Here is a 22,814-nt window from a genome sequence, read left to right on the forward strand (position 1 = left end):
ATATTCCAATATTTGCGAAGAAAGGTTGAAATATATTTTGAAATCGGTTACTATTCATATGTAAGCACTAACAAGTGCAGGAAAGGGAGTTAATATGGAGAAGTTAACACAATTTATAGAAGAGAAGATTGCCCCACCACTCATCAAATTTTCTCAGTTAAAATACGTTCAAGTAATGCAACGTACTGGACTTGGAATCATGTCCTTATTAGTTATTGGTTCTGTATTTTTACTTATTGCATCATTCCCGGTTAAAGCTTGGACTGATTTCTTAGGAGATAAACGCTGGGTTATTGCAGCAGCATCTGGAGTAGGGACAGGTTTTATTGCCCTCTATACTGTAATCACGACATCTTATGGATTGGTCGAGTACTACAACAAACAACGCGGAGAAAATCACGATATTGTTCAACCGATGATCCTAGCCGTTGCATCATTCTTACTTTTAAATCCAGCACAAACTGTTACAACAATGGTTGATGGTGTTGAAGGTAAGTTTACAGGTGTTCCATCAACATATATGGGCGCACTTGGCGTATTCGCTGCATTGATTGTCGCAATTATTACGGTTGAAATTTATCGATTTGTTGTTAATAAAAAACTTGTTATTAAAATGCCAGAGGGAGTTCCTCCAATGGTATCTCAATCATTTATCGCTTTAATCCCAAGTTTCTTTGTAATTTTATTCTGGTGGTTATTAGGTCATGTTTTCCAATTAAACATTCCAGAATTGATTGCAGGTGTGTTTAAACCATTAGTAGCCGTTGGTGATTCACCAATTGTTGTGATGATTGCAACACTTTTAAACCGAATCTTATGGGCTGTTGGAATTCACGGATCTAACATCGTAAACTCAGTAGGTGGTACATTCTGGGGTCAAATGTCACAATTGAACCTTGCTGCATTTGAAGCTACCGGTACACTTGCAAATCTCCCACACACATATACATCCGTATTTATGGATAACTATATTTGGACCGGGTTGTTCCCATTATCACTTTGCTTAATTATGTCAAAATCACCACGTTTAAGCGGTTTAGGTAAACTTGCTTTAGCTGCATCCTTATTCAATATTGGTGAACCTCTTATCTTTGGATTACCAATTATGTTGAATCCACTCATGATGATTCCATTCATCTTAAGTTACTTAGTGCTAGCACTTGCCGCAATTGTTTTAACAACATTAGGTGTTATACCAGTACCGGCATTGATGATTTCTTGGATTACACCAGCACCGATTAAAACATATTTAGCGACAGCAGGAAGTATTCCAGCAACAGCGTTTGTACTCGTTGGTTGGGTATTTATGTTCCTATGCTTCTATCCATTTGTGAAGGCAATGGAGAAAAACGACCTCGCTGAAATGGCTGCTGCGGAACAAGCAGAAGAAAACTAAATTATGTTAGGTATCTCAAGCTATTTTAAAGATTTAGATTACGGATATTTAGAAGCTGCGGCTGCTATAGGAGTGAAGTATTTATTTACTTCACTTCATATTCCAGAAGAAGATTTATCGAAATTGGATCAAGAAATGCCAAAGTTTTTATCGGAAGTTAAACGCTTAGGTCTTGAACTAGTACCCGATATTTCTCCTGCAACTTTTGAGAAACTGGGAATTGCTGCAAATGATTATAAAGCACTTAAAACACTTGGTTTTACATCACTACGTCTTGACTATGGATTTGATGACTTTGATGTCGTTAAATCACTTCAAAAAGACTTTGATTTAATGTTGAATGCAAGTGTTGTAAATGAACCGTATATTCTTGATGCTTTGGAAGCAGGTGTTGATTTTAAGAATATTTCTGTTCTACATAACTTTTATCCTAAAACGGAGACGGGACTATCGTTAGATTATTTTAAAAAAATCAATGAAGTATTTATTCGTCACAATATAAAAATTATGGCTTTTGTACCCGGTGATGCTTTAAAACGATTCCCTCTTTATGAGGGTTTACCTACCGTTGAGAAACATCGTCAATGTAATCCGTATCTTGCAGCCGTGGAATTGATTCATGATTGTGGTATCACGGATATTCTAATTGGAGATAGTAAAGCACACCTTGAAACGTTATTCTATATTGAATCGTATATGAAAGATTCAATTATGCATATACCTGCATTCTTTACTAAAAATGCACCGGATATGTATGATAAAACGTTTGAAGTGCGTAAGGATTTATCTGAAAATGTGATTCGTATGTTAACACCACGTATTCCTGGGATTCCCGTAACCGATAATGGACCGCGTGTCCGTGGAGCGATTACGATTGAGAATGAATTATCGGGACGATACAGTGGTGAAATGCAAATTTGTAAAAAAGCATTTCCAATGGATGCACGAACCAATGTAATCGGATTTATTCATCCTGATTACGTAGATCTTGTTCATGCCATTGATCGATATACTAAAATAAAATTTGTGCGTATTGACTAAGAAGGATTCTATCCTTCTTTTTTAAAATGCTAAGTACGCAATACTGTAAGTAGAAGAGGAAGTTTATTATGTTTTTAGAAAAGTTTGTTTCATTGATACAGGGAAGTCGTTGTTTAAACGCTATAAAAAATGCGATTAATAAAATGGCATATATCAATATCGTTTTGGGTGTTTGTATTTTTGTGTATTATCAGTTTGATCAAATCGGTTGGGTTCGTGATCCATTTCGTAATCAAGCTGTTCTGTTTTACCAGCTATATTGCGTCATGTTATCGATTTCTTTATCGTATCTAATTGCGAGTGAAGTTTTAAATACGAATGTTGATCTGAGTTTTACGATGAGTACTGTTTTCTTATCGTTATTACCTGGAGTTGTTTTGGTTCCAAATGGACACACAACCACGTTTCCATTGGTTACGATGATCGTATCTGTAATCGTATCACTCGCTTTCAATTATTTGGATTCGTTTAAGTTTAAAGGAACGCGGATTCCCCAAGCCGTTACGGATTACTATAACCGCTTATGGCCAACTATCGTCATGTTGCTTTGTCTATTAATCTTTATATTTATTTTTAATTATTTCTTTCTAGTGCTGGCTAATGGTATTATAGTAGTAACCAATGTTTTGAGTGAATTTATTATCATACTATCACTCATCATGATTATTTGTATGTTTTGGGTTTTAGGGATTCATGGTGTTGGCGTTATAGGAACATTAATGAGACCGTTTTGGTTCCATATGATGCTTGTGAACGGATTTATGATCGTTTCAGGTAATTTACCCGTATATATCGGTACGGAAGCATTCTTAGGGTGGTGTGTTTGGATCGGTGGATCTGGATGCACATTAGGATTAACGGTTAATTTGCTTTTTGCGAAAAGCCGTCATCTTAAAACACTTGGAAAAGATAGTCTTCTTTCAAATATATTCAATATTAACGAGAATATAATTTTTGGAACACCGATTGTCGAGAATAAGTATTTTAGAGTGCCTTTTTTCTTAGCACCGTTAATAACAGGAAGTGTTGCGTACTGGGCAATGAATCTAGGTTATGTTTCGATTCCAAGTATTGTAGCACCATGGGTAATTCCCATGCCCTTAGGTTTATTTATTTCAACCTTAGGAGATGTGCGCTCACTGCTATTAGCACTTATTCTAGTCGGTATTACGACGCTAGTTTATTTTCCGTTTTTTAGAATGTATGATCAATCGTTGGTTAAACAAGAACACGATAAATAATATATCATAGGAGGATTTTAGATGAGTTGTATTTATAGGATTAAAGAGAATATGCATACTTATACTGATACAGAAAAACGTATTGCGGAATACATTCTTGAGAATAAAGATGAAGTTGTTAATTTTTCATCGCAACATTTTGCGAAGGAGATTAATTCTTCTGCAGCTGCAATCGTTCGTTTTTCAAAAAAAATTGGCTATAACGGATTCACTCACCTAAAAGTAGAGCTTGCTCGAGATCACAGTGAAGAAGAACAATCGTTTGATAAACTCATCAAAGAAGAAGATACGATTGAAACCATGGTACGTAAATCACATTACAGCAATCATAGAACCTTTGATAACACATATAAACTTTTGAATCTTGAGGTGTTGGATGCTTCAATTGCAGCAATAAGCAATGCGCGTCGCATCTATCTCTTAGGTATTGGAGGTTCAGGTATTGTTTGTCAGGACCTTTACCATAAGTTCGTTCGTATTGATGCAGATGTTGTTTATTTCGATGATTTCCATTTGGAAATGTCTTCACTAACGCATATAACTGAAAACGATGTCACTATTGCCTTATCCTATTCGGGTCAAACGCGTGAAATTATTATGGCTCAAAAACTCGCTCAAGATAAAGGGGCTACAACGATTGCGATCACTCAAGTAGGACGTAATGAGCTTGCGAAGAATTCTGACTTTGTCATTAACATTCCTAAAGAAGAGTCAGAAGTTCGTTTGGGTTCTATTGCATCACGTTTTTCAATGTTAGCTATTTCAGATTTACTTTACTTGGGTGTTGCGAAAAACAATATAGAAGAAACACGTCGTAAGATCGTAAATACACGCGACACGATTAAATCAATTCGAAATATTTAACTTTATTTCACGCTTTTGTTAATTAAATTGAAATATCATTTCAAAGAAGGTATAATAGATATACAATGAAATGAGGACAGATATATGAAAATCGACTTATCAAAAATTGGTACCGAACTTCAAAATCCAAATACTAAAAATATCGATCGACTCGATTCCGTCGAGATGGTAACCTTGATCAATCATGAAGATCAACGTGTTATAGATGCGGTTGGTGAACAAACTTATGAAATCGCCGCTGCTATCGACGCTACCTATGACGCAATTGCTCAAGGTGGTCGCCTTGTATATATGGGGGCTGGTACATCAGGCCGTCTAGGCGTCCTTGATGCATCCGAATGTCTTCCCACATTTGGTGTTGGCGAAGAGTCAGTAATAGGAATTATTGCAGGTGGTGACATCGCTTTAAGACATCCAGTTGAAGCTGCTGAAGATGATGAAGTTAGTGGTATGACGGACTTGAAAGCCATTAATTTTTCGAAAGATGATATTTTGTGTGCAATTGGTGCATCCGGTCGAACACCTTACTGTATTGGTGGTCTTAAATACGCTAAAGAACTTGGTGCTCAAACAATTTCAGTTGCATGTGTTTCTCAAAGCAAGATGGCTGCATACGCCGATCATCCCATCGAAGTTGTAGTTGGGCAAGAGGTTATAACAGGTTCTACACGTATGAAATCAGGTTCTGCAACGAAGATGGTTTTAAATATGATATCCTCCGGAGCGATGATTAAACTGGGTAAAGTTTATGGAAATCTAATGGTGGATGTTAAAGCAACAAATGCAAAACTTGTCGAACGTGCACGCAATATAATTATGAACGCAACTGGGTGTACTTATGAACGTGCAACCGATTTATTGAATTTAAGTGATAAAAGTGTCAAAGTAGCCATTGTAATGGAGTTATGTAATCTTGATGTTGAAGAAGCGTTACATCTTCTAAACCAAAACCAAGGGCATATTACACGTGCTTTGGAAAATAAATAGGGGAACAATATGGAAACTAAATATGCAGTTGGACTGATGTCTGGAACATCTCTTGATGGGATTGATGCAGCTTTAGTAGAAATCAAAGGTTCGGGTACTGAAACGTCATGTACTCTAATTCATTTTGTAACGCTTGAGATTCCAAAAGAGATTCGTCAACGAATTTTAAGAGCCAGTGTACCAGAAACATCACGTGTTGATGAAATTTGTTCACTGAATTTTGAATTAGGACACCTCTTTAATGATGCAACGACAAAAGTACTGACAGAAAGTAATTTTAAGGGATCACTTGATTTTGTAGCTTCCCATGGACAAACATTATACCATCTTCCAAATCCAAGTAATCAATTGATGAAGTCAACACTTCAAATTGGAGATCCATCAATCATCGCATTCCATCATAAGGTTCCTGTAGTTTTTAATTTTAGAGTCATGGATATTGTGGCAGGTGGGGATGGTGCTCCACTGGTTCCATATTCTGAATTTCTAATGTATCGCGAAAAACATAAAACGGTTTTACTTCAAAATATCGGTGGAATTGGTAACGTTACGGTAATTCCTAAAAATGCTCAGCTTGATGATTTGTATGCTTTTGATACCGGTCCGGGTAATATGATGATGAATGCAGCAACATCTCACTATTATAATGAGTTATATGATAAGAATGGGCTACATGCGAAAAAAGGTACTTTAATCGAAGCACTTTATCAAAAACTTTTAAATCATCCTTATCTAAAACTTGAACCACCCAAATCAACTGGACGCGAGCTTTTTGGAGAGCACTTAGTTTCAAAATTATATAAAGAAGGTTATGATGCTGATGATGTTATTTATACATTAACAAAATTTACAGCACATTCAATTACAGATGCATACAAACGTTTTATTATGCCTAAACATACGATCGATAAAGTGATTATTGGTGGTGGTGGCGCATATAATCCCGTATTGCTCGAAGAAATACGCATGATGTTACCTGATGACATCATGGTTTGTACTCAAGAAGACCTCGGTTTTTCAAGTGATGCAAAAGAAGCCATTGCGTTTGCAATATTGGGTAATGAAACATTGGCGGGCAGGTCAAGTAATGTGCCATCTGCAACAGCTTCGAAAGAACATATGATCCTTGGTCAAATCTGCCCAAACCCGTGGTCATCACTAACAGAATCAGATTGATTCTGTTTTTTTTTATTGTTTCTTAACAATTACTGAAGACGTTCTATCAATATTGAATCTAATACGTCAAAATGATATAATTGACAAGGATAAATAGGTTATCTACTGTGTTTTATACAAAATGATTCCATTGAAACATGATTCAACCACTTCAATGGAATTTATTGTGATTACACTTTATCTATAACGTATTTGATTACTAAAAATATAAAAATGTTTCTATATGAAAACGAATTTGTGTTTTACGGGTAGTAGTTAATAATTAGGAGAAAATATGAGTAAAAATCTAAAGTCATTAGTAATTGTGGCTCTAAAGGGATTTATCTTTGTGTTTTTAGCAGCGGTATTCTTTTATCTCTTTGGAAAAGAAAATATTGCACTACAAAATTGGTCAAGAACAGCGGTCATTACAGGTTCGACCTTTATCTTGATTGGCATTTTAATGCTTAAGGTTTACGGACCTTTCGAAATTGGTGTAAAAAAGAGCAAACCAATTATTTATAATTCAACGATTGCAATTATGTTAACGGATTTAGCGACATTTTTTCAATTGATGGTCATGAATACAAATCCTAATAACAATCAATCTTTTAAAATTGAGCAATTGGATTTATTATTCTATACCATACTCATTCAGATTATTGGGATTGTGATTTTTGCCTATTTAGGCAATTATATTTACTTCAAGATGTACAAGCCGTCTCGTACTATTATTGTATATGATGAAAACGACCAAGTGAGTTTAGGAAAAGTTAAACATTATTTAGAGCGTTTTAAGCTGCAATATGATATTTTAGGATGCATTGCTGTTGATGATCCGAATTTGGAAGCAATGCTTTACAATGTTGATTATGTTGTAATCTTAGAAACACCTATAAGTGAGCGAAAACGTCTGGTTGATCTTTGTTACAAGCATCAATTAAATTTCATGTTTGCGCCTTCGATTTCGGATATTGTTGAATTATCAGGGTTCTCGATGGTTGTCGATGATAAGGCTATGGTTGAGGTAAATATTCAAGGTCTATCTTTCGAACAACGTGTTTTAAAACGAATTTTGGATATCTTTGTAGCGGTAGTTGGTGCCATTTTATCATCACCAATTTGGATTATCGCAGCAATTGCGATCAAACTTAATGATGGTGGCTCAATTCTTTTTAAACAAAAAAGAGCGACAATTGACGGACGCATTTTCGATGTTTATAAATTCAGAACAATGAAAGAAAATGTTGAAAATTATTCTGCTACAGAGCATGATGACCGAATCACATCAGTTGGAAAGGTTCTTCGTAAAATTCGTATGGATGAACTTCCCCAACTCATCAATATACTTAAAGGTGAAATGAGCATTGTAGGTCCTCGTCCTGAAATGCTTGAAAATGTCGATTCTTATCAAAAAGTGTTGCCCGAATTTGCTTACCGCTTGAAGGTTAAAGCAGGCTTAACAGGTCTAGCGCAGATCGAGGGTAAGTACAATACATCTCCAAAAGATAAACTTCTAATGGATCTTATGTATATAGAAAACTATTCAATTTGGACTGATTTTAAATTAATCTTACGCACTGTTGTAGTTATTTTTAAAAAAGACAGTACAGAAGGGTTTTAAACTCGTTTAAGTCTTAGGGAATTTATCTTTAAGACTTATTATTTTATATTATTTTATTGGAGGTAATTATGTACTATTTTGCACTGGTATTTCCTTTTATTGTTAGTTTATTACCAAAATTAACAAAAAAGCAAAAGTTTTATTTGGCAACGGTCCCACTTTTTATTATCGTAATTTTTAGAGTAGGTGTAGGTACAGATTATTTTTCCTATGAATATCTCTATAATTTACAAAACGTAACAACGTTTGGGAAAATGTTAGACCATCAAAGTAACATTGAACTCGGATTTCGCATTTTTATATTTATATTTAAATCCATTGGTTTACCATTCCAATTTTTTATTGGTTTTTTTGGAGCCGTTACACTCGGTTTCTTTGTAAAATGGATTGATGAGACGACTGATTCATCACTCGTTTCGCTGATTCTCTTTATTGGTATGTTTTTCTTTGTTTGGAATTTAAGTGCAATTCGTCAAGGTCTTGTTATGGCAGTTGCGTCCTATTATTTCTTTAATCCTCAAAAAAATCTATCCAAAAAACAATCAATCTTACTTGTAGCAGCACTTGCGCTATTCCATATATCTGTATTATTCTACCTACCGATTATATTCTTAGCACGCAACGTTAAATGGAATAAAAAAACATTGATCATTGTTCTTGGTATTTCTTTTGTTTTTGCATTCATTCCATGGCAACGTGTACTCGCACACCTTCCATTTATTCCAGGATCTAAGAAAATAATGGGATATATTGATGCGAAGACACAAGTCTTGAACTTTGCAGGAATTGTCCGTATTGCATTCGCTACAGTAATTCTTTATCACTACGATAAAATCACGGATTCCGTATTTAAGAAATTCATGGTTGATTCGACTTTACTTGGATTTGCAGTTTACTTTTGTTTGAAATTCTCAGAATTAATTGCTGGTCGAACAACGATTTATACGTTTATTCTCTGCATCGTCGTATTCAAGTATATACTTGACCACTATTTCTTAAAAGACTCAAAAGTTTTGAATGGATTAATCTATACAGGACTCGCATGTTTTACAGGTTTGTTTCTCTACAAAGACATCAATGCCTACATGCACCAATCTAATTATCGTGGTCCAAACAAGTTATTACGATTTAACACAATTTTCAATCGTCCGAGCTATGATGATTATGACAATCGCTTTGCATATCTAACAGTTCGACGTAATTGTAATGATGAGCGCGATGAGCTTTTAGATTCTCAAGCCGCGTTACCTTCATCATCAAAGTATCAAGAGAATCTTTCCTATTATGCAATGTGGGATCATGAATCAGAACTGTATGGAATTTTAGGAACCGATCGAACTTGGATTGTTGAACCGACCTTTAAACGTAAGCCAACGGTCTATGGTTCACTTGTTGCATATACTCCAAATGATGACTTAAAACAAGCTTTTAAATCTACAGAGTATCTTGATTTAGCGGGTAAAGAAGTCACCAAAGAACACATTCAAGAAGCTTTAAGCAAGGATTCACTTGAACGTCAAGAAATCACAACGCAAGCACTTGATGTCAAATCTTACGATGTTGAGAAACTTCCTGAAAGCATTGTTAATATGTTTCCTTATAAAGATGAAATCATAAGTGCAAAATATGTTGAATTCAACAAACCTTATGCCTACAAGATTCTAGATCTTGAATACATTGATTATCATTTCTTTATTTATGTAGATGAGTCATTTGAACCCATTGTACCTGTTTTAAGTAATGATTTTTATCGGATTGCACCGGATGGTGTTATCACTGTAGATACATATTGTCGTCAACGCCTTTACAATAAAGATGGTTCTTTATTGTGGCAATATTAAGGAGGTCCTATGAAAGTACTTTATTTAAGTTCAACAAATTCAGGGATGCATCGTCACAGTATTTACTTTGATCTACTTTCTGAATTTCAGAAAAAAGGACATGATGTTACGATTGCATATGCTCGTGAAAAACGTTTAGGCCAAGAAACAGAGTATTATGAACAATTTGGTATGCACTATCTTGGCATTAAAACTGGAAATTTAACGAAAAATAGTAATTTAATTGATAAAGGCATCGCAACCCTTCGAATTGATTCACAATTCAAGAATGCGCTGAAAAAACATCTGGGACATGAATCGTTTGATCTTATTCTGTATTCAACGCCCCCTATAACACTACTAAAAACCGTTAATTATCTTAAAACAAAGAATCCAAACGCGTTACTCTACTTAATGCTCAAAGATATCTTTCCACAAAATGCCGTTGATCTTGGATTTATGAAAGAAATGGGTTTGATTCATCGTTTCTTCTCTCATAAAGAAAAAGCACTCTACAAAATGTTTGATGTGATTGGCACGATGTCACCTGCGAACCTAAACTATATGGAAAAACATCATCCATCTACCGTAGGACGACTCGAAATCTTACCAAACGCATTAGATATTAACGAAAACAATACAGCTCATGACAGCATTTCCATTCGTGAGACGTATTCCATTCGTGATGACCAAACGATTCTTCTCTATGGCGGTAACTTAGGGGCACCACAGGCAATTCCATTTGTGATCGAATGTATCGATCGCATTAAAAATGATGATCGTATTGTGTTTTTAATCGCAGGGTCGGGTGCAAAAGAGGAACTGATTACTTCCTTTATTCAAGAAAACAATATATCCAACACACTTTTCCTAGGGCAACTTGAAAGTAGGGTATATAATAGTCTTGTAAGTCAATGTGATGTTGGTTTGATATTCTTAGATCATCGTTTTACGATACCAAATTATCCGCAAAGACTCTTGACCTATCTCGAGGCTTCTAAACCCGTTGTTTGTGCTACAGACACAGCGACTGATATCGGAACGATTGCAATGACCAATCAATATGGATTTGGGATTGAAAGTACGGATGTTGAGGCATGGTATCAAGCAATTGATACGCTCGTATCCAATCAGACTTTAAGAATAGAAATGGGTGCAAAGGGGCATGAATACTTAATGAATCATTATACCGTTGCACACGCATATGAAATAATTATAAAACACATGGGAGCGTAAAAAATATGTTTAAAAATAAAGTATTACTCATCACAGGCGGTACCGGCTCATTTGGAAATGCCGTTGTACGTCGTCTTTTAAATGAAGACATTAAAGAAATTCGCATTCTATCTCGAGATGAGAAAAAACAAGATGACATGCGTAAGTTTTTCAATGATGATCGCTTAAAATTTTATATTGGAGATGTTCGTCAGAAAGAATCACTGATTCATGCAGTTCGAGGTGTTGACTATATTTTCCACGCTGCTGCTTTAAAACAAGTTCCTTCCTGCGAGTTTTTCCCAATTGAAGCTGTAAAAACCAACATTATCGGAACGGATAATGTCTTAGAAACAGCCATTGATTGTGGTGTTGAACGCGTTGTTTGTCTATCGACAGATAAGGCTGCATACCCAATTAACGCAATGGGAATTTCAAAAGCTATGATGGAAAAAACATTTGTTGCGAAAGCACGTATTGCAAAAGAAACAAATACTGTAATTTGTGGAACCCGTTATGGAAATGTTATGGCTTCACGAGGATCTGTAATTCCATTATTCCTAGAACAAATTCGAAATGGTAAAGAATTAACGCTTACAAACCCACATATGACACGTTTCTTAATGAGTTTAGACGAAGCAGTTGAATTAGTATTATTTGCTTTTGAACACGGTGAACCCGGTGATCTCTTTGTCCAAAAGTCACCTGCAAGTACGATTGAAGATTTAACACAGGCAATCATAGAACTTACAGGATACCAAAAAGGAACCCGCATTATTGGAACACGTCACGGTGAAAAACTTTATGAAACGCTTTTAACTAAAGAAGAATTCGAAAAAGCTGAAGATCTTACAGATTATTATCGAGTTCCTATGGATCAACGCGATCTCAACTATGATAAATATTTCATGGAGGGTGAAGAAATTCATGAAGAACAAGAATATAATTCTCATAACACATACCGACTTAATGTTGAAGAAATCAAGGCTAAGTTAGTTAATCTTTATGAAATTAAAGATGAACTGAAGGACATGATGTAGATGAAAATTCTTGTTACAGGTGCTTCGGGATTTGTTGGAAAAAATCTTGTAGCATCATTAAATCATCTTGGTCATACTGTACTCGCATATGACCGCAACAACACACTTGAAGAACTCGAGGCTTATGCATCTCATGCAGAAGTTGTTGTACATCTCGCAGGAATTAACCGTCCTACCGATCCTGAAGAATTTAAAAAAGGTAATGTTGGTTTTACCGAACACTTATGTAGTGCATTAGCTAAGCATAATAATAAAGCGCCTATTCTCGTTTCGTCCAGTATTCAAGCTGCGCTTGATAATGATTATGGTCGTAGTAAACGTGAAGGTGAATCGGTTTTAATTCGTCATATGGAACAAACAGGTGCTAAAGTGTGGATTTACCGTTTCTCAAATCTATTTGGAAAGTGGTCTCGTCCTCATTACAACACAGTTATTGCAACATGGTGTCATGCAATTTCAAGAAATGAAGCCATCCAAGTTAATGATCCAAATATCTCATTAAACCTCATGTATATTGATGATGTTGTTTTTGAACTTGTGAGAGCAATTAATGGATCTCCTACTGTTGTTGAAGGGGTTTACTGTACGGTACCAACATCTTATGATGTTACTTTAGGTGAGATTGCAGATCTCTTACATTCTTTTAAAGAATCACGCAATTCACTTTTTGTACCCAATCTTAAAGAAGGTTTTGAGAAAAAACTGTATAGTACATACCTCTCGTTCTTACCTAAAGATGCGTTTAATTATTTTCTCGATATGAAATGTGATGATCGTGGTTCATTTACCGAATTTTTAAAATCACCGGAACGTGGCCAGGTAAGTATCAATATTTCAAAGCCTGGAATCACAAAAGGAAATCACTGGCATCACAGTAAAAATGAAAAATTTCTAGTTGTTTCCGGTCAAGGTTGTATCCAATTTAGGGATATCTTTGAAACAGAGATTATAGAATATCATGTATCGGGTGAGAAGCTTGAGGTTATCGATATTCCAACCGGTTACACACACAATATCATTAATACGGGTGAAACAGATTTAATCACGGTCATGTGGGTTAATGAACCATTTGATCCTAATACGCCCGATACACACTATTTGGAGGTTTAGATGAAAAAGCTAAAAGTTATGACTGTCGTGGGAACACGTCCTGAAATTATTCGTTTATCTGCAGTGATTAATCGTTTAGAATCAAGTGATGCAATTGAACATGTGCTTGTGCATACAGGACAAAACTACGATTATGAATTAAATGAAGTGTTTTTTAATGACTTTAAACTTAGAAAACCTGATTACTTTTTAGAAACCGCTACGGGTAAACCCGTTGGTACGATTGGTAATATCCTTATCAATATTGAACCTGTTTTAGAGGAAGTAAATCCTGATGCATTCTTAGTGCTTGGAGATACCAACAGTTGTCTTTGTGCAATCGCTGCAAAGCGTAAGCATATTCCAATTTTCCATATGGAAGCTGGAAATCGTTGCTTTGACCAACGTGTTCCTGAAGAAACAAATCGTAAGATTGTTGATCATATTTCTGATATCAACTTAACTTACAGTGATATTGCTCGCGAGTACTTATTACGAGAAGGTCTTTCCGCTGATCGCGTTATCAAAACTGGTAGCCCGATGTATGAAGTCATTCAATCGCGTCAGGATGATATTGCCGCAAGTACAATTCTTGAATCACTTAAACTCACAAAAGGTGAATATTTTGTCGTGTCAGCACACCGAGATGAAAATATTAACTCAGAAAGAAATTTCTTGAATCTAGTTGATAGTTTAAATGCAATTGCCGAAAAATACCAAATGCCCATTATAGTAAGTACACATCCACGCACAAAAAACATGATCGATGCGAAAGGTGTTTCTTTTAACCCGCTTGTGAAAATTATGAAACCAATGGGATTTAATGATTACGTAAAACTTCAAGTGGATTCTAAAGCTACTCTAAGTGATAGTGGAACGATTAGTGAAGAATCATCAATTCTTAAGTTCAAAGCACTTAATCTACGTGAAGCTCATGAACGTCCAGAAGCAATGGAAGAAGCATCTGTAATGATGGTAGGGCTCGAAAAAGAACGTATTTTACAAGGGCTAGAAGTATTGGAAGAACAAGAACCGGAAACATTACGCTATGTTTCTGATTACAGCATGCCGAATGTATCTGAAAAAGTATTACGTATTATTATTTCTTATGTTGACTACATAAATCGCAATGTTTGGAGTAAATAATGAAGGTTCTATTCGTTAATTCGGTTTGTGACTACGGAAGTACCGGTAAAATTGTACGAGATCTCGCAAACGGACTAAAAAAAGAGGGCCACGAAGTTTTAATATGTTACGGTCGTCATCAGGCAAAAGAAGATACGGATACGTTCTATATTGGTGATAAGCTTACGACATACAGTCATGTTTTCATGACGCGTGTCTTTAACCGACATGGACTGCATTCAAATCGTGCAACTCAAAAACTAATTGAAAAAATTGAAACCTTTAATCCGGATGTGATTCATTTGCATAATTTACACGGATACTACTTAAATGTTGAAATGCTCTTTGAGGCATTAAAAACATTTAAGGGAAAAATTTATTGGACCTTTCATGACTGTTGGCCAATCAGTGGAAGCAGTGCTTATTTTGATTTCAACGGATGTAAAACGTGGAATGAAGGCTGTGTTGAATGTAATTCAACACGAGATTATCCTGAAGCATTAGTATTTAAACGCCAAAAGAAAAATTTCCTTTGGAAGAAAAAAGCATTTAGTGGTCTCGATAATTTAACCTTAGTGACGCCATCTTATTGGCTTAAAGAATTACTTTCAAAAAGTTTTTTAGCTCAGTATCCGTGCGAAGTAATCCATAATGGTATTAATACGGATCTCTTTAAACCTACATATGATTCAGAATTAACAAAAAAATATGAGAATAAACTCGTTTTACTTGGCGTTGCAAGCGTTTGGGAGCAGCGCAAAGGCTTAAACGACTTCATTAAGCTAAGTACCATGATTTCTGATAATTACAAAATTGTACTGATTGGTTTGACTGAAGAGCAAAAGAATTCATTACCCGCTGCAATTGATGGTGTATTACGAACGGACAGTGCAGAGCAACTTGCAGCGTATTACACACTTTCGCACCGTTTTATCAATCCAACCTATGAGGATAACTATCCTACAACAAATATCGAAGCGCTTTGCTGTCATACACCTGTGATTGCATATGATACAGGTGGTAATAAAGAAGTTTCGATTAAGCCGTTTATGACAATTATTCCCCAAGGCGATTTGGAAGCAATTGTTCATGAACTCAATTCATATAAAGAAATATCTTTTGATCACTTTGATAGTTTGACTCACGATTCCCATACATTTGTGTCAAACACTCTTAAGTTGTATCAGCGGTAATTGAAAACCCTCCGTTCAAATGTTACAATATGTAAGCAAATTTGAACGGAGGTTTTTATGTTTTCGAAATTTTATATTCTCAGAACGTTACTTGAGCATGAAATTTCATCACAGCGTGAATTAAGCAAACACACAAATTTTTCCTTAGGGAAAGTTAATTCACTCTTGAATGATTGCATCAATCAAGGATATGTAAATAATTTCAAAATTACAAAAGAAGGACTTAGGTTTCTTAAAGAATACGAGGTCGATAACGCAATAATTATGGCTGCAGGGTTTGGATCAAGGTTTGTACCTTATACCTATGAAACACCCAAAGGGCTTATGGAAGTTCACGGTGAGCGAATGGTCGAACGACTCATCAAACAACTTCAAGAAGTAGGCATTAAAGAAATATATGTCGTAGTCGGTTATCTCAAAGAGAAATTTGAATATCTCGTAACGAAATACGGGGTCAAATTGATTCATAATCCCGATTACAATCGATACAACAACATCTCTACGATTTATCATGCACAAGATGTTATGAAAAACACGTTAATTATGCCATCAGATATCTATATTATGGAAAATATGTTCCATAAATATGAATTTAAATCATGGTACGCTACAACATTTTTTGAAGGTGAAACGGATGAATGGACTGCAAAAACAGCACCAAGCGGCCTTATTACTGAGATGGAAATTGGCGGCAAGGATGTACTTGGCCTTTATGGACCCACATTTTTTGACGCCGAAACATCTCAAAAAATAATTAAAGCAGTTAATCAGGATATTAAGATTGCTGGAAAAGAGCAGTATTACTGGGAGAACTGCTGGCTCGATCGAATCAATCAAATTCATATTTATTCAAACGAGGTCGAACCAGAGTCAATTTTCGAGTTCGAATCAATTGAAGAGTTACGTGTTTTTGATACGACATATATTACCGAGACAAAAAATGAAATGATTTCAATTATTTGTAATGTCTTCGGAGTTACATCAAATGAGATAACCGGAATTGAGTCCATGAAAAAAGGGATGACAAATGATTCCTTTATCTTCAGAGTCAATAACAAGTCTTATGTGTTTCGGGCTCCTGGAAAAGGAACTGAACAACTGATAAACCGACGCGAAGAGGCGGAAGTGTACCAGGCAATTAATCACTTAAAGTTATCGGATAAGCTTTATTATATCAACCCAGAAAACGGTTATAAAATTTCACGTTATTATGATAATTGTGAGTCGATTACCCAAGATGATATACCACAAGCTTTTAGTATCTTACGAATGTTGCACTCAAGCGATATCTCAGTGAGCCATTCCTTTAATTTAGAAGAGCGCATTGCATATTATATGACTTTATGTAAAGATTCTAATGCGATTTTATTCGATGATATCAATGAGGTATCAAGACTCGTTGATGAAGAAATATCCTATCTTAATACACTTGACCGTCCGAAAGTTTTATGTCATATTGATCCAGTGGAATCGAATTTCGTGAAATTATATGATGGTTCTTTACGACTCTTAGATTGGGAATATGCAGCCATGGGCGATCCAATATTAGATATCGCAATGCACGCAATTTACTCAGGACATCAAGATGATCAAATCTTAAAATTACTTGAAATCTATCTTGAACGAAAACCTACAAAACAGGAGTCTAAAATCTTATTTATGTATGTTAGTTTATCAGGATATCTCTGGGCTTTATGGGCTCAATTTAAACAAGCCAGCGGAGAATCGTTTGGAAGTTATTCATTGGATCAATACCACTATGCACATAAGTATGCACGCTTAGCGTTGTCTATGGAGGACTAAATGAACAAATTACAGCAAGAAGAGTTGAATATTCTCGTCGAATTCGATCGAATTTGTCGAAAACATGATATTATCTATTCACTCTCATCAGGAACATTATTAGGGTCAATTCGTCATCAAGGATTTATTCCTTGGGATGATGATATTGATGTCAATATGTCTCGCAGTGAATTTAATCGATTCGAATCGATTGTTTCTGAGGAATTAGATAAAGATTATTTCTACCAATCTTTTGATACTGAAAAAGATCACTATCACGCTTTTAGTAAGATTCGAAGTAATAAGATTGAGCTTGTTGAAAAATCAACTGAGTATCTTAAGATAAACCACGGTGTTTGGATTGATATATTTCCTTATGATAACATTCCAGATGATATAGCATTTCGTGATGAGCAAAAGAAAAAAGTAGGTTTCTACAATAAACTTATTTCTCTATTTGTATATACATTTGTTACAGATGAAGATACCGGCAAAAAACGTATCATCAAAAATATTTTTTATCATCTAAATCGTATCTTTTACCGCGTGAATTTCTTGCTTCCAAGTTTGTATAAAAAACGTCAATATTGGATTGAAAAATATAACAATGAGAAAACAGAATATGCGAATATGCTTGTGTTCAATTATAACGACGCAATTTATAAATCAACATTTATTCGTAATGAAATCTTAGATTCTGTTACCTCAGGTGTATTTGAAGGCCACGAATTCTTAATTCCAACGGCATATGATGAAATTCTAACTTCAAATTATGGGGATTATATGCAATTACCTCCAGAATCAGAACGTGTTTCCAATCATGAGGTCGTTTTAAAGGATCATCGCAATGCGAAATAAGGGAACGATTACTGGTTTATTTTCGGGTCTTTTTTGGGGACTCGATACGGTGATGATTGGTGTTGTCTTGTCATCAACGATGTTCGTAGCTTTTGGTTCCAATGCACCACTAATCTCAACATTTATCCATGATGGTGCATCCTTCCTATTTTTACTGATCCTCATTCTGATTCAGAGACAGGCTAACGATTTAATTCGTGTTCTTTTTTCCAAATCAGGCATGATTATAGCTATCGCAGCACTGTTAGGTGGACCTATAGGTATGGGTGCGTACATCTTATCCATTAACCACCTTGGACCTGCAATCTCCGCAAGCATCTCTGCAATCTATCCACTTTTTGGGGCAGTATTAAGCTTTATTGTCTTAAAAGAAAAACCAAACAAACGAACTCTCTTAGGACTTCTAATTGCGATATCCGCAATTATCCTCATGGGGTTTACAGGCAGTGTAGGGGTTACGAACTTACAATCTGGCCTATTCTTTATAACTCTATGCATTATCGGATGGGGAAGTGAAGCCGTAATAATCAGTACAGCACTTAAACAAGATGTTCCATCTCATATTGCACTTGCAATTCGTCAACTTGTATCATTTCTCACATATGGATTGATCATAATGCCACTGGTTGGCTATTCACAACTTCAGTTTTTAGTTGTGAAAAATCCAATATTCTTAATGGTTCTAATCAGTGGAATCATTGGTTCGATTTCGTATTCATTTTACTATAAATCTATATCTCTTATAGGTCCAAGTAAAGCGATGGGACTCAATATTAGTTATCCTGCTTGGGCATTTCTGTTTCAGTTTATGGTTGATCATACATTTAACTATAAGAATTTTATTCTTGTTATTTTTATTATGATTGGCTCAATACTTTCTTCCGAAAACCCACGGGAATTAATAGAACTTTTTAGACGTAAGAAATAGAAATTTAAAGAAAAAAACAACACAAGGAAGTGTTGTTTTTTCTTATGTTCAATTTCTTGATTTCATTGTCTTTCTTGAACATAAATGATAAAATTACTAAAAGGAGAATTTCATGAATATCTATCAATTTAAAATTTTGCGTGAGTGCTTAAATGACGCTACACACGCCCTTGAAATAGACAATGAAGCAATGAAATCATCATACCAATCGCTCATAGATATGGATTATCTTGATCAATTAGGGAAGGTAACATCAAATGGTTTGGAAGCTATGGAAGCTTATCGTGTAGATAATGCGATTATCATGGCGGCAGGAATGTCCTCTCGTTTTGCTCCACTCTCATACGAACGACCTAAAGGCCTTTTGAACGTTCATGGTGAAGTTCTTATTGAACGACAAATCCGTCAATTACACGAGTGTGGTATTACGGATATCACAATCGTTTTAGGATACATGAAAGAACAGTTCTATTACTTAGAAGACAAGTATCAAGTTAAAATAGTAATCAATGATGATTATTATCGGTATAATAACACTTCAACACTTATGCTTGTCCTTGATCAATTGAAAAATACATACATCTGCTCTTCTGATAACTACTTCGTAGAAAATGTATTCAATCAGTACGAGTATAAAACGACCTATCCCGTACAAATTCATACCACACATGAAAACGGGGAGTATTATGCTGATTTTACGGATGAAGGACTTATTACCCAAATCAATATTGGATCTGGATCTTACAATTGTATGGTCGGTCATGTTTTCTTTGATCAAGCATTCTCACACGCGTTTGGAGAACTCCTAAAACAAGAATATCCTAAGGAAGAAACTAAAGCCAAGCTTTGGGAAAAAGTTTATGTGGAGCATATGGATCAATTCACAATGTACGCAGAAGTGTATTCCAAGGACATCATCAAAGAATTTGACTCACTCGAAGAATTACAAGCGTTTGATGCCTCATATTTGGATATTAAAGATAGTGAAATTTTTAATAACATTATGTCGGTACTTAAGTGCAAAGTTTCAGATATTACCGGAATTGTACCTGTTAAAGACGGTCTCACAAATTTATCATTAAAATTTGAATATGACGGAAAAGCGTATATTTACCGTCATCCAGGCGTTGGAACCCATGAATACATTAATCGCAAATCTGAGTTTTTTGCCCAACAAAAAGCAAAAGAATTAGGTTTTGATGACTCCTATATTTATATGGATCCAGAAAAAGGTTGGAAATTATCTTATTTCATTGAAGAAGCTCGAAAATTGGACTACCATCAATGGGATGAAGTTAAGCAAGCACTTGAAATGATTAAAAACATGCACGATCAACAACTATCGGGGGAATTTGAATTCAATATTTGGAGCAAGTCCTGCGATTTCATTGGGAAGTTATCACAACACGATAAGAATGCCTTCAGTGATTTTGATGCATTATATAAACTCATTGAATCTGTAAAAAAATATGCGGATGAGGACAAGGTTCCTTTAAGATTATGTCATTGTGACTTTTATGATCCGAACATTTTGTTCTCAGGTCAAGATTTATACCTCATTGATTGGGAATATGCAGGCGTGGATGATCCTGGTGTTGATATTGGTACCTTTATCGCTTGTTCGGACTATACTTATGAAGAGGCTATGCATGTTCTTGAACTTTATAATAAGACCCCTATGAATCCGTTGATGCAACGTCATTTTATCGCTTACATTGCGATTGCATCATACTATTGGTTCGTATGGGCTATTTTCCAAGAATCAAATGGTGCTGCAGTTGGAGAATATCTAACAATCTGGTACAATAACTCAAAATTCTATGGAAACAAAGCGTTAGCGCTCTATGAGGAAACCTATGAAAATAATTAGTGATCTTGTCATCTACATCATCATGGCTTGTGCTGTTGTCGGATGTTTTTACTCAATTAAAGATAGTGAATCAGAATTGGGTAAACAATTCACGGCAGGAATTGAATCAATTGGCGGTTTATTCATTCCTATTGCCGGAATTATGGCAGCGTTACCGATTCTTAATGTTTTTATTTCAAGATTTATTGCACCGCTTTTCACAGTCTTTGGTGCAGATGCAGCCATGGCAGCCACATCATTGTTAGCAGTTGATATGGGTGGATATCAGCTGGCTGCTGCTTTAGCGCAAACTCATGAAGCATGGATAATTTCCATGACTGTAGGTTATATGGCTGGTGCGACCATTGTTTTTAGCATCCCAATTGCGACTAAAATTATAGACGAAAAATATCATCGACAACTCTCAATAGGAACAATGATCGGCTTTATCACAATTCCATTTGGAGTATTAATTACAAATATTCTTATTATGATCTTAAATCCAATGATACGTACTGTTGTGTCTTCTGATCCTAATGCACCGCAAGTATTACTAAATATGACGTTTTTAATTCTCATGAAAAATTTATTACCGTTAATTATTATATGTTTACTAATGGCGCTGGGTCTTTGGAAGAAATCAGAACTTATGATTAAAGGATTCCAATACTTTTCAAAATTTATCGAAATTTACACAAAAGTTATCTTAACAATCAGTATTCTTGAACACTTCACACATATCTTTAGCAATCTGTTTGGTACTTATCTTCTAGATCCTATTATTGCGGATAGTGTTGATGTGGAACGTGCACTCGAAGTTGCAGGATACATTGGATTAATGTTAAGTGGTGCCTTACCAATGGTTTATTTAATTGAAACAAAACTTAAGAAACCTATTGAAAATTTATCAGACAAACTTAATATTTCACAGAAGATTGCAACCGGAATTCTAGCGAGTTCCGCAAATGTGATTGCCGCATTCACAATGATCGATGATACGATGGATGATCGTGAAATTATCGCAATTACGGCATTCTCAGTCTGTGGTGCTTTTGTTATTGGTGACCATCTTGCTTTTACCGCTAACTTTCAACCACAGTTAATTCTACCGTTAATGGTTGGGAAACTTACTGCTGGTCTACTTGCAGTTTGGATTGCCCTCAAGGTAACATCCAAAATACCAACAAAATCCAAACTATAAATCTTAAATTATAGCTTTCTCGAATAAGAAAGCTTTTTTATCGTTAGAAGAAAAGAATAAATGGTTTAAATTTTTGTTTCGAAGTCCAAATCCATTTTGAATATGATATTATTATTCCGAGAGGTGAATTATGAAAGCAATTATTACTGTAGTAGGACGAGATAACGTTGGTATTATCTCAGGAGTCTGTCAATACTTAGCAACAGAACAGGTTAATGTTCTTGATATCAACCAAACAATTGTCGATGCATATTTTAATATGCTTATGATTGTCGATTTATCACAATGTTTAAAACCCTTTGATGAAGTCTCAAATCAACTTCAAGTGGTCGCAAGCAAGCTTGGAGTTGTCATTACGATGCAACGTGAGGACATTTTTTCCTCGATGCACCGGATTTAGGAGGAT

Annotated in this window: 19 protein-coding genes; all 19 read left to right on the plus strand. The window is 35.3% G+C overall.

The genetic code is table 11. The features are described from left to right. Window positions 1-94: 94 nt before the first annotated feature. The 19 genes from NMG63_RS04580 (at window position 95) to NMG63_RS04670 (ending at window position 22,808) form a co-directional block, all read left to right on the plus strand. On the plus strand, window positions 95-1,396 hold the full coding sequence (locus NMG63_RS04580; RefSeq protein ID WP_003773620.1) for a PTS sugar transporter subunit IIC: 1,302 nt from the start codon (window positions 95-97) through the stop codon (window positions 1,394-1,396). 3 nt (window positions 1,397-1,399) lie between these two features. Continuing rightward, a complete protein-coding gene (locus tag NMG63_RS04585; protein WP_123171481.1) occupies window positions 1,400-2,437 on the plus strand; it encodes a MupG family TIM beta-alpha barrel fold protein in 1,038 nt (345 codons plus the stop codon). Between the two features lie 68 nt (window positions 2,438-2,505). After that, on the plus strand, window positions 2,506-3,678 hold the full coding sequence (locus NMG63_RS04590; RefSeq protein WP_123171480.1) for a PTS transporter subunit EIIC: 1,173 nt from the start codon (window positions 2,506-2,508) through the stop codon (window positions 3,676-3,678). 21 nt (window positions 3,679-3,699) lie between these two features. Then, a complete protein-coding gene (locus NMG63_RS04595; protein WP_003773626.1) occupies window positions 3,700-4,542 on the plus strand; it encodes a MurR/RpiR family transcriptional regulator in 843 nt (280 codons plus the stop codon). 84 nt (window positions 4,543-4,626) lie between these two features. Beyond that, on the plus strand, window positions 4,627-5,529 hold the full coding sequence (gene murQ / locus NMG63_RS04600; protein WP_254006476.1) for an N-acetylmuramic acid 6-phosphate etherase: 903 nt from the start codon (window positions 4,627-4,629) through the stop codon (window positions 5,527-5,529). A gap of 9 nt (window positions 5,530-5,538) precedes the next feature. Next, window positions 5,539-6,705: an anhydro-N-acetylmuramic acid kinase AnmK gene (anmK, locus tag NMG63_RS04605; RefSeq protein ID WP_123171478.1), complete on the plus strand. Its 1,167-nt coding sequence runs from the start codon at window positions 5,539-5,541 to the stop codon at window positions 6,703-6,705. A gap of 274 nt (window positions 6,706-6,979) precedes the next feature. Then, entirely contained in the window at window positions 6,980-8,308 is a 1,329-nt protein-coding gene (locus NMG63_RS04610; protein ID WP_013852965.1) for an exopolysaccharide biosynthesis polyprenyl glycosylphosphotransferase, read from the plus strand. Between the two features lie 68 nt (window positions 8,309-8,376). Continuing rightward, window positions 8,377-10,149: an EpsG family protein gene (locus NMG63_RS04615; protein WP_123171477.1), complete on the plus strand. Its 1,773-nt coding sequence runs from the start codon at window positions 8,377-8,379 to the stop codon at window positions 10,147-10,149. 9 nt (window positions 10,150-10,158) lie between these two features. After that, window positions 10,159-11,364: a glycosyltransferase family 4 protein gene (locus NMG63_RS04620; RefSeq protein ID WP_013852967.1), complete on the plus strand. Its 1,206-nt coding sequence runs from the start codon at window positions 10,159-10,161 to the stop codon at window positions 11,362-11,364. A gap of 5 nt (window positions 11,365-11,369) precedes the next feature. Further along, window positions 11,370-12,383 carry a polysaccharide biosynthesis protein gene (locus NMG63_RS04625; RefSeq protein WP_123171476.1) on the plus strand — a complete coding sequence of 338 codons (1,014 nt, stop codon included), beginning with the start codon at window positions 11,370-11,372 and terminating at the stop codon, window positions 12,381-12,383. Further along, window positions 12,384-13,493, plus strand: a complete 1,110-nt coding sequence (locus NMG63_RS04630) for a polysaccharide biosynthesis C-terminal domain-containing protein (RefSeq protein ID WP_254006477.1) — start codon at window positions 12,384-12,386, stop codon at window positions 13,491-13,493. It abuts the gene before it with no gap. Then, on the plus strand, window positions 13,494-14,618 hold the full coding sequence (gene wecB, locus NMG63_RS04635; RefSeq protein WP_123171474.1) for a non-hydrolyzing UDP-N-acetylglucosamine 2-epimerase: 1,125 nt from the start codon (window positions 13,494-13,496) through the stop codon (window positions 14,616-14,618). Then, entirely contained in the window at window positions 14,618-15,790 is a 1,173-nt protein-coding gene (locus NMG63_RS04640; protein WP_254006478.1) for a glycosyltransferase, read from the plus strand. The genes wecB and NMG63_RS04640 overlap by 1 nt, the downstream gene beginning before the upstream one ends. Before the next feature lie 57 nt (window positions 15,791-15,847). After that, the gene (locus tag NMG63_RS04645; protein ID WP_254006479.1) at window positions 15,848-17,593 is read left to right on the plus strand and encodes an NTP transferase domain-containing protein; all 1,746 of its coding nucleotides are present in this window, start codon (window positions 15,848-15,850) and stop codon (window positions 17,591-17,593) included. Next, the gene (locus tag NMG63_RS04650; RefSeq protein WP_254006480.1) at window positions 17,594-18,430 is read left to right on the plus strand and encodes a LicD family protein; all 837 of its coding nucleotides are present in this window, start codon (window positions 17,594-17,596) and stop codon (window positions 18,428-18,430) included. Next, window positions 18,420-19,358 (plus strand): DMT family transporter, encoded by a 939-nt coding sequence (locus tag NMG63_RS04655; RefSeq protein ID WP_254006481.1) that lies wholly within the window; start codon window positions 18,420-18,422, stop codon window positions 19,356-19,358. Before NMG63_RS04650 ends, NMG63_RS04655 begins: the two co-directional genes overlap by 11 nt. 112 nt (window positions 19,359-19,470) lie before the next feature. Further along, a complete protein-coding gene (locus NMG63_RS04660; protein ID WP_254006482.1) occupies window positions 19,471-21,228 on the plus strand; it encodes an NTP transferase domain-containing protein in 1,758 nt (585 codons plus the stop codon). After that, the gene (locus NMG63_RS04665) at window positions 21,215-22,408 is read left to right on the plus strand and encodes an ethanolamine utilization protein EutH (protein WP_254006483.1); all 1,194 of its coding nucleotides are present in this window, start codon (window positions 21,215-21,217) and stop codon (window positions 22,406-22,408) included. Before NMG63_RS04660 ends, NMG63_RS04665 begins: the two co-directional genes overlap by 14 nt. 130 nt (window positions 22,409-22,538) lie before the next feature. Further along, window positions 22,539-22,808 carry an ACT domain-containing protein gene (locus NMG63_RS04670; RefSeq protein WP_254006484.1) on the plus strand — a complete coding sequence of 90 codons (270 nt, stop codon included), beginning with the start codon at window positions 22,539-22,541 and terminating at the stop codon, window positions 22,806-22,808. Window positions 22,809-22,814 lie beyond the last annotated feature (6 nt).

The sequence above is a fragment of the Erysipelothrix amsterdamensis genome, assembly GCF_940143175.1.
Lineage (GTDB): Bacteria > Bacillota_I > Bacilli_A > Erysipelotrichales > Erysipelotrichaceae > Erysipelothrix > Erysipelothrix amsterdamensis.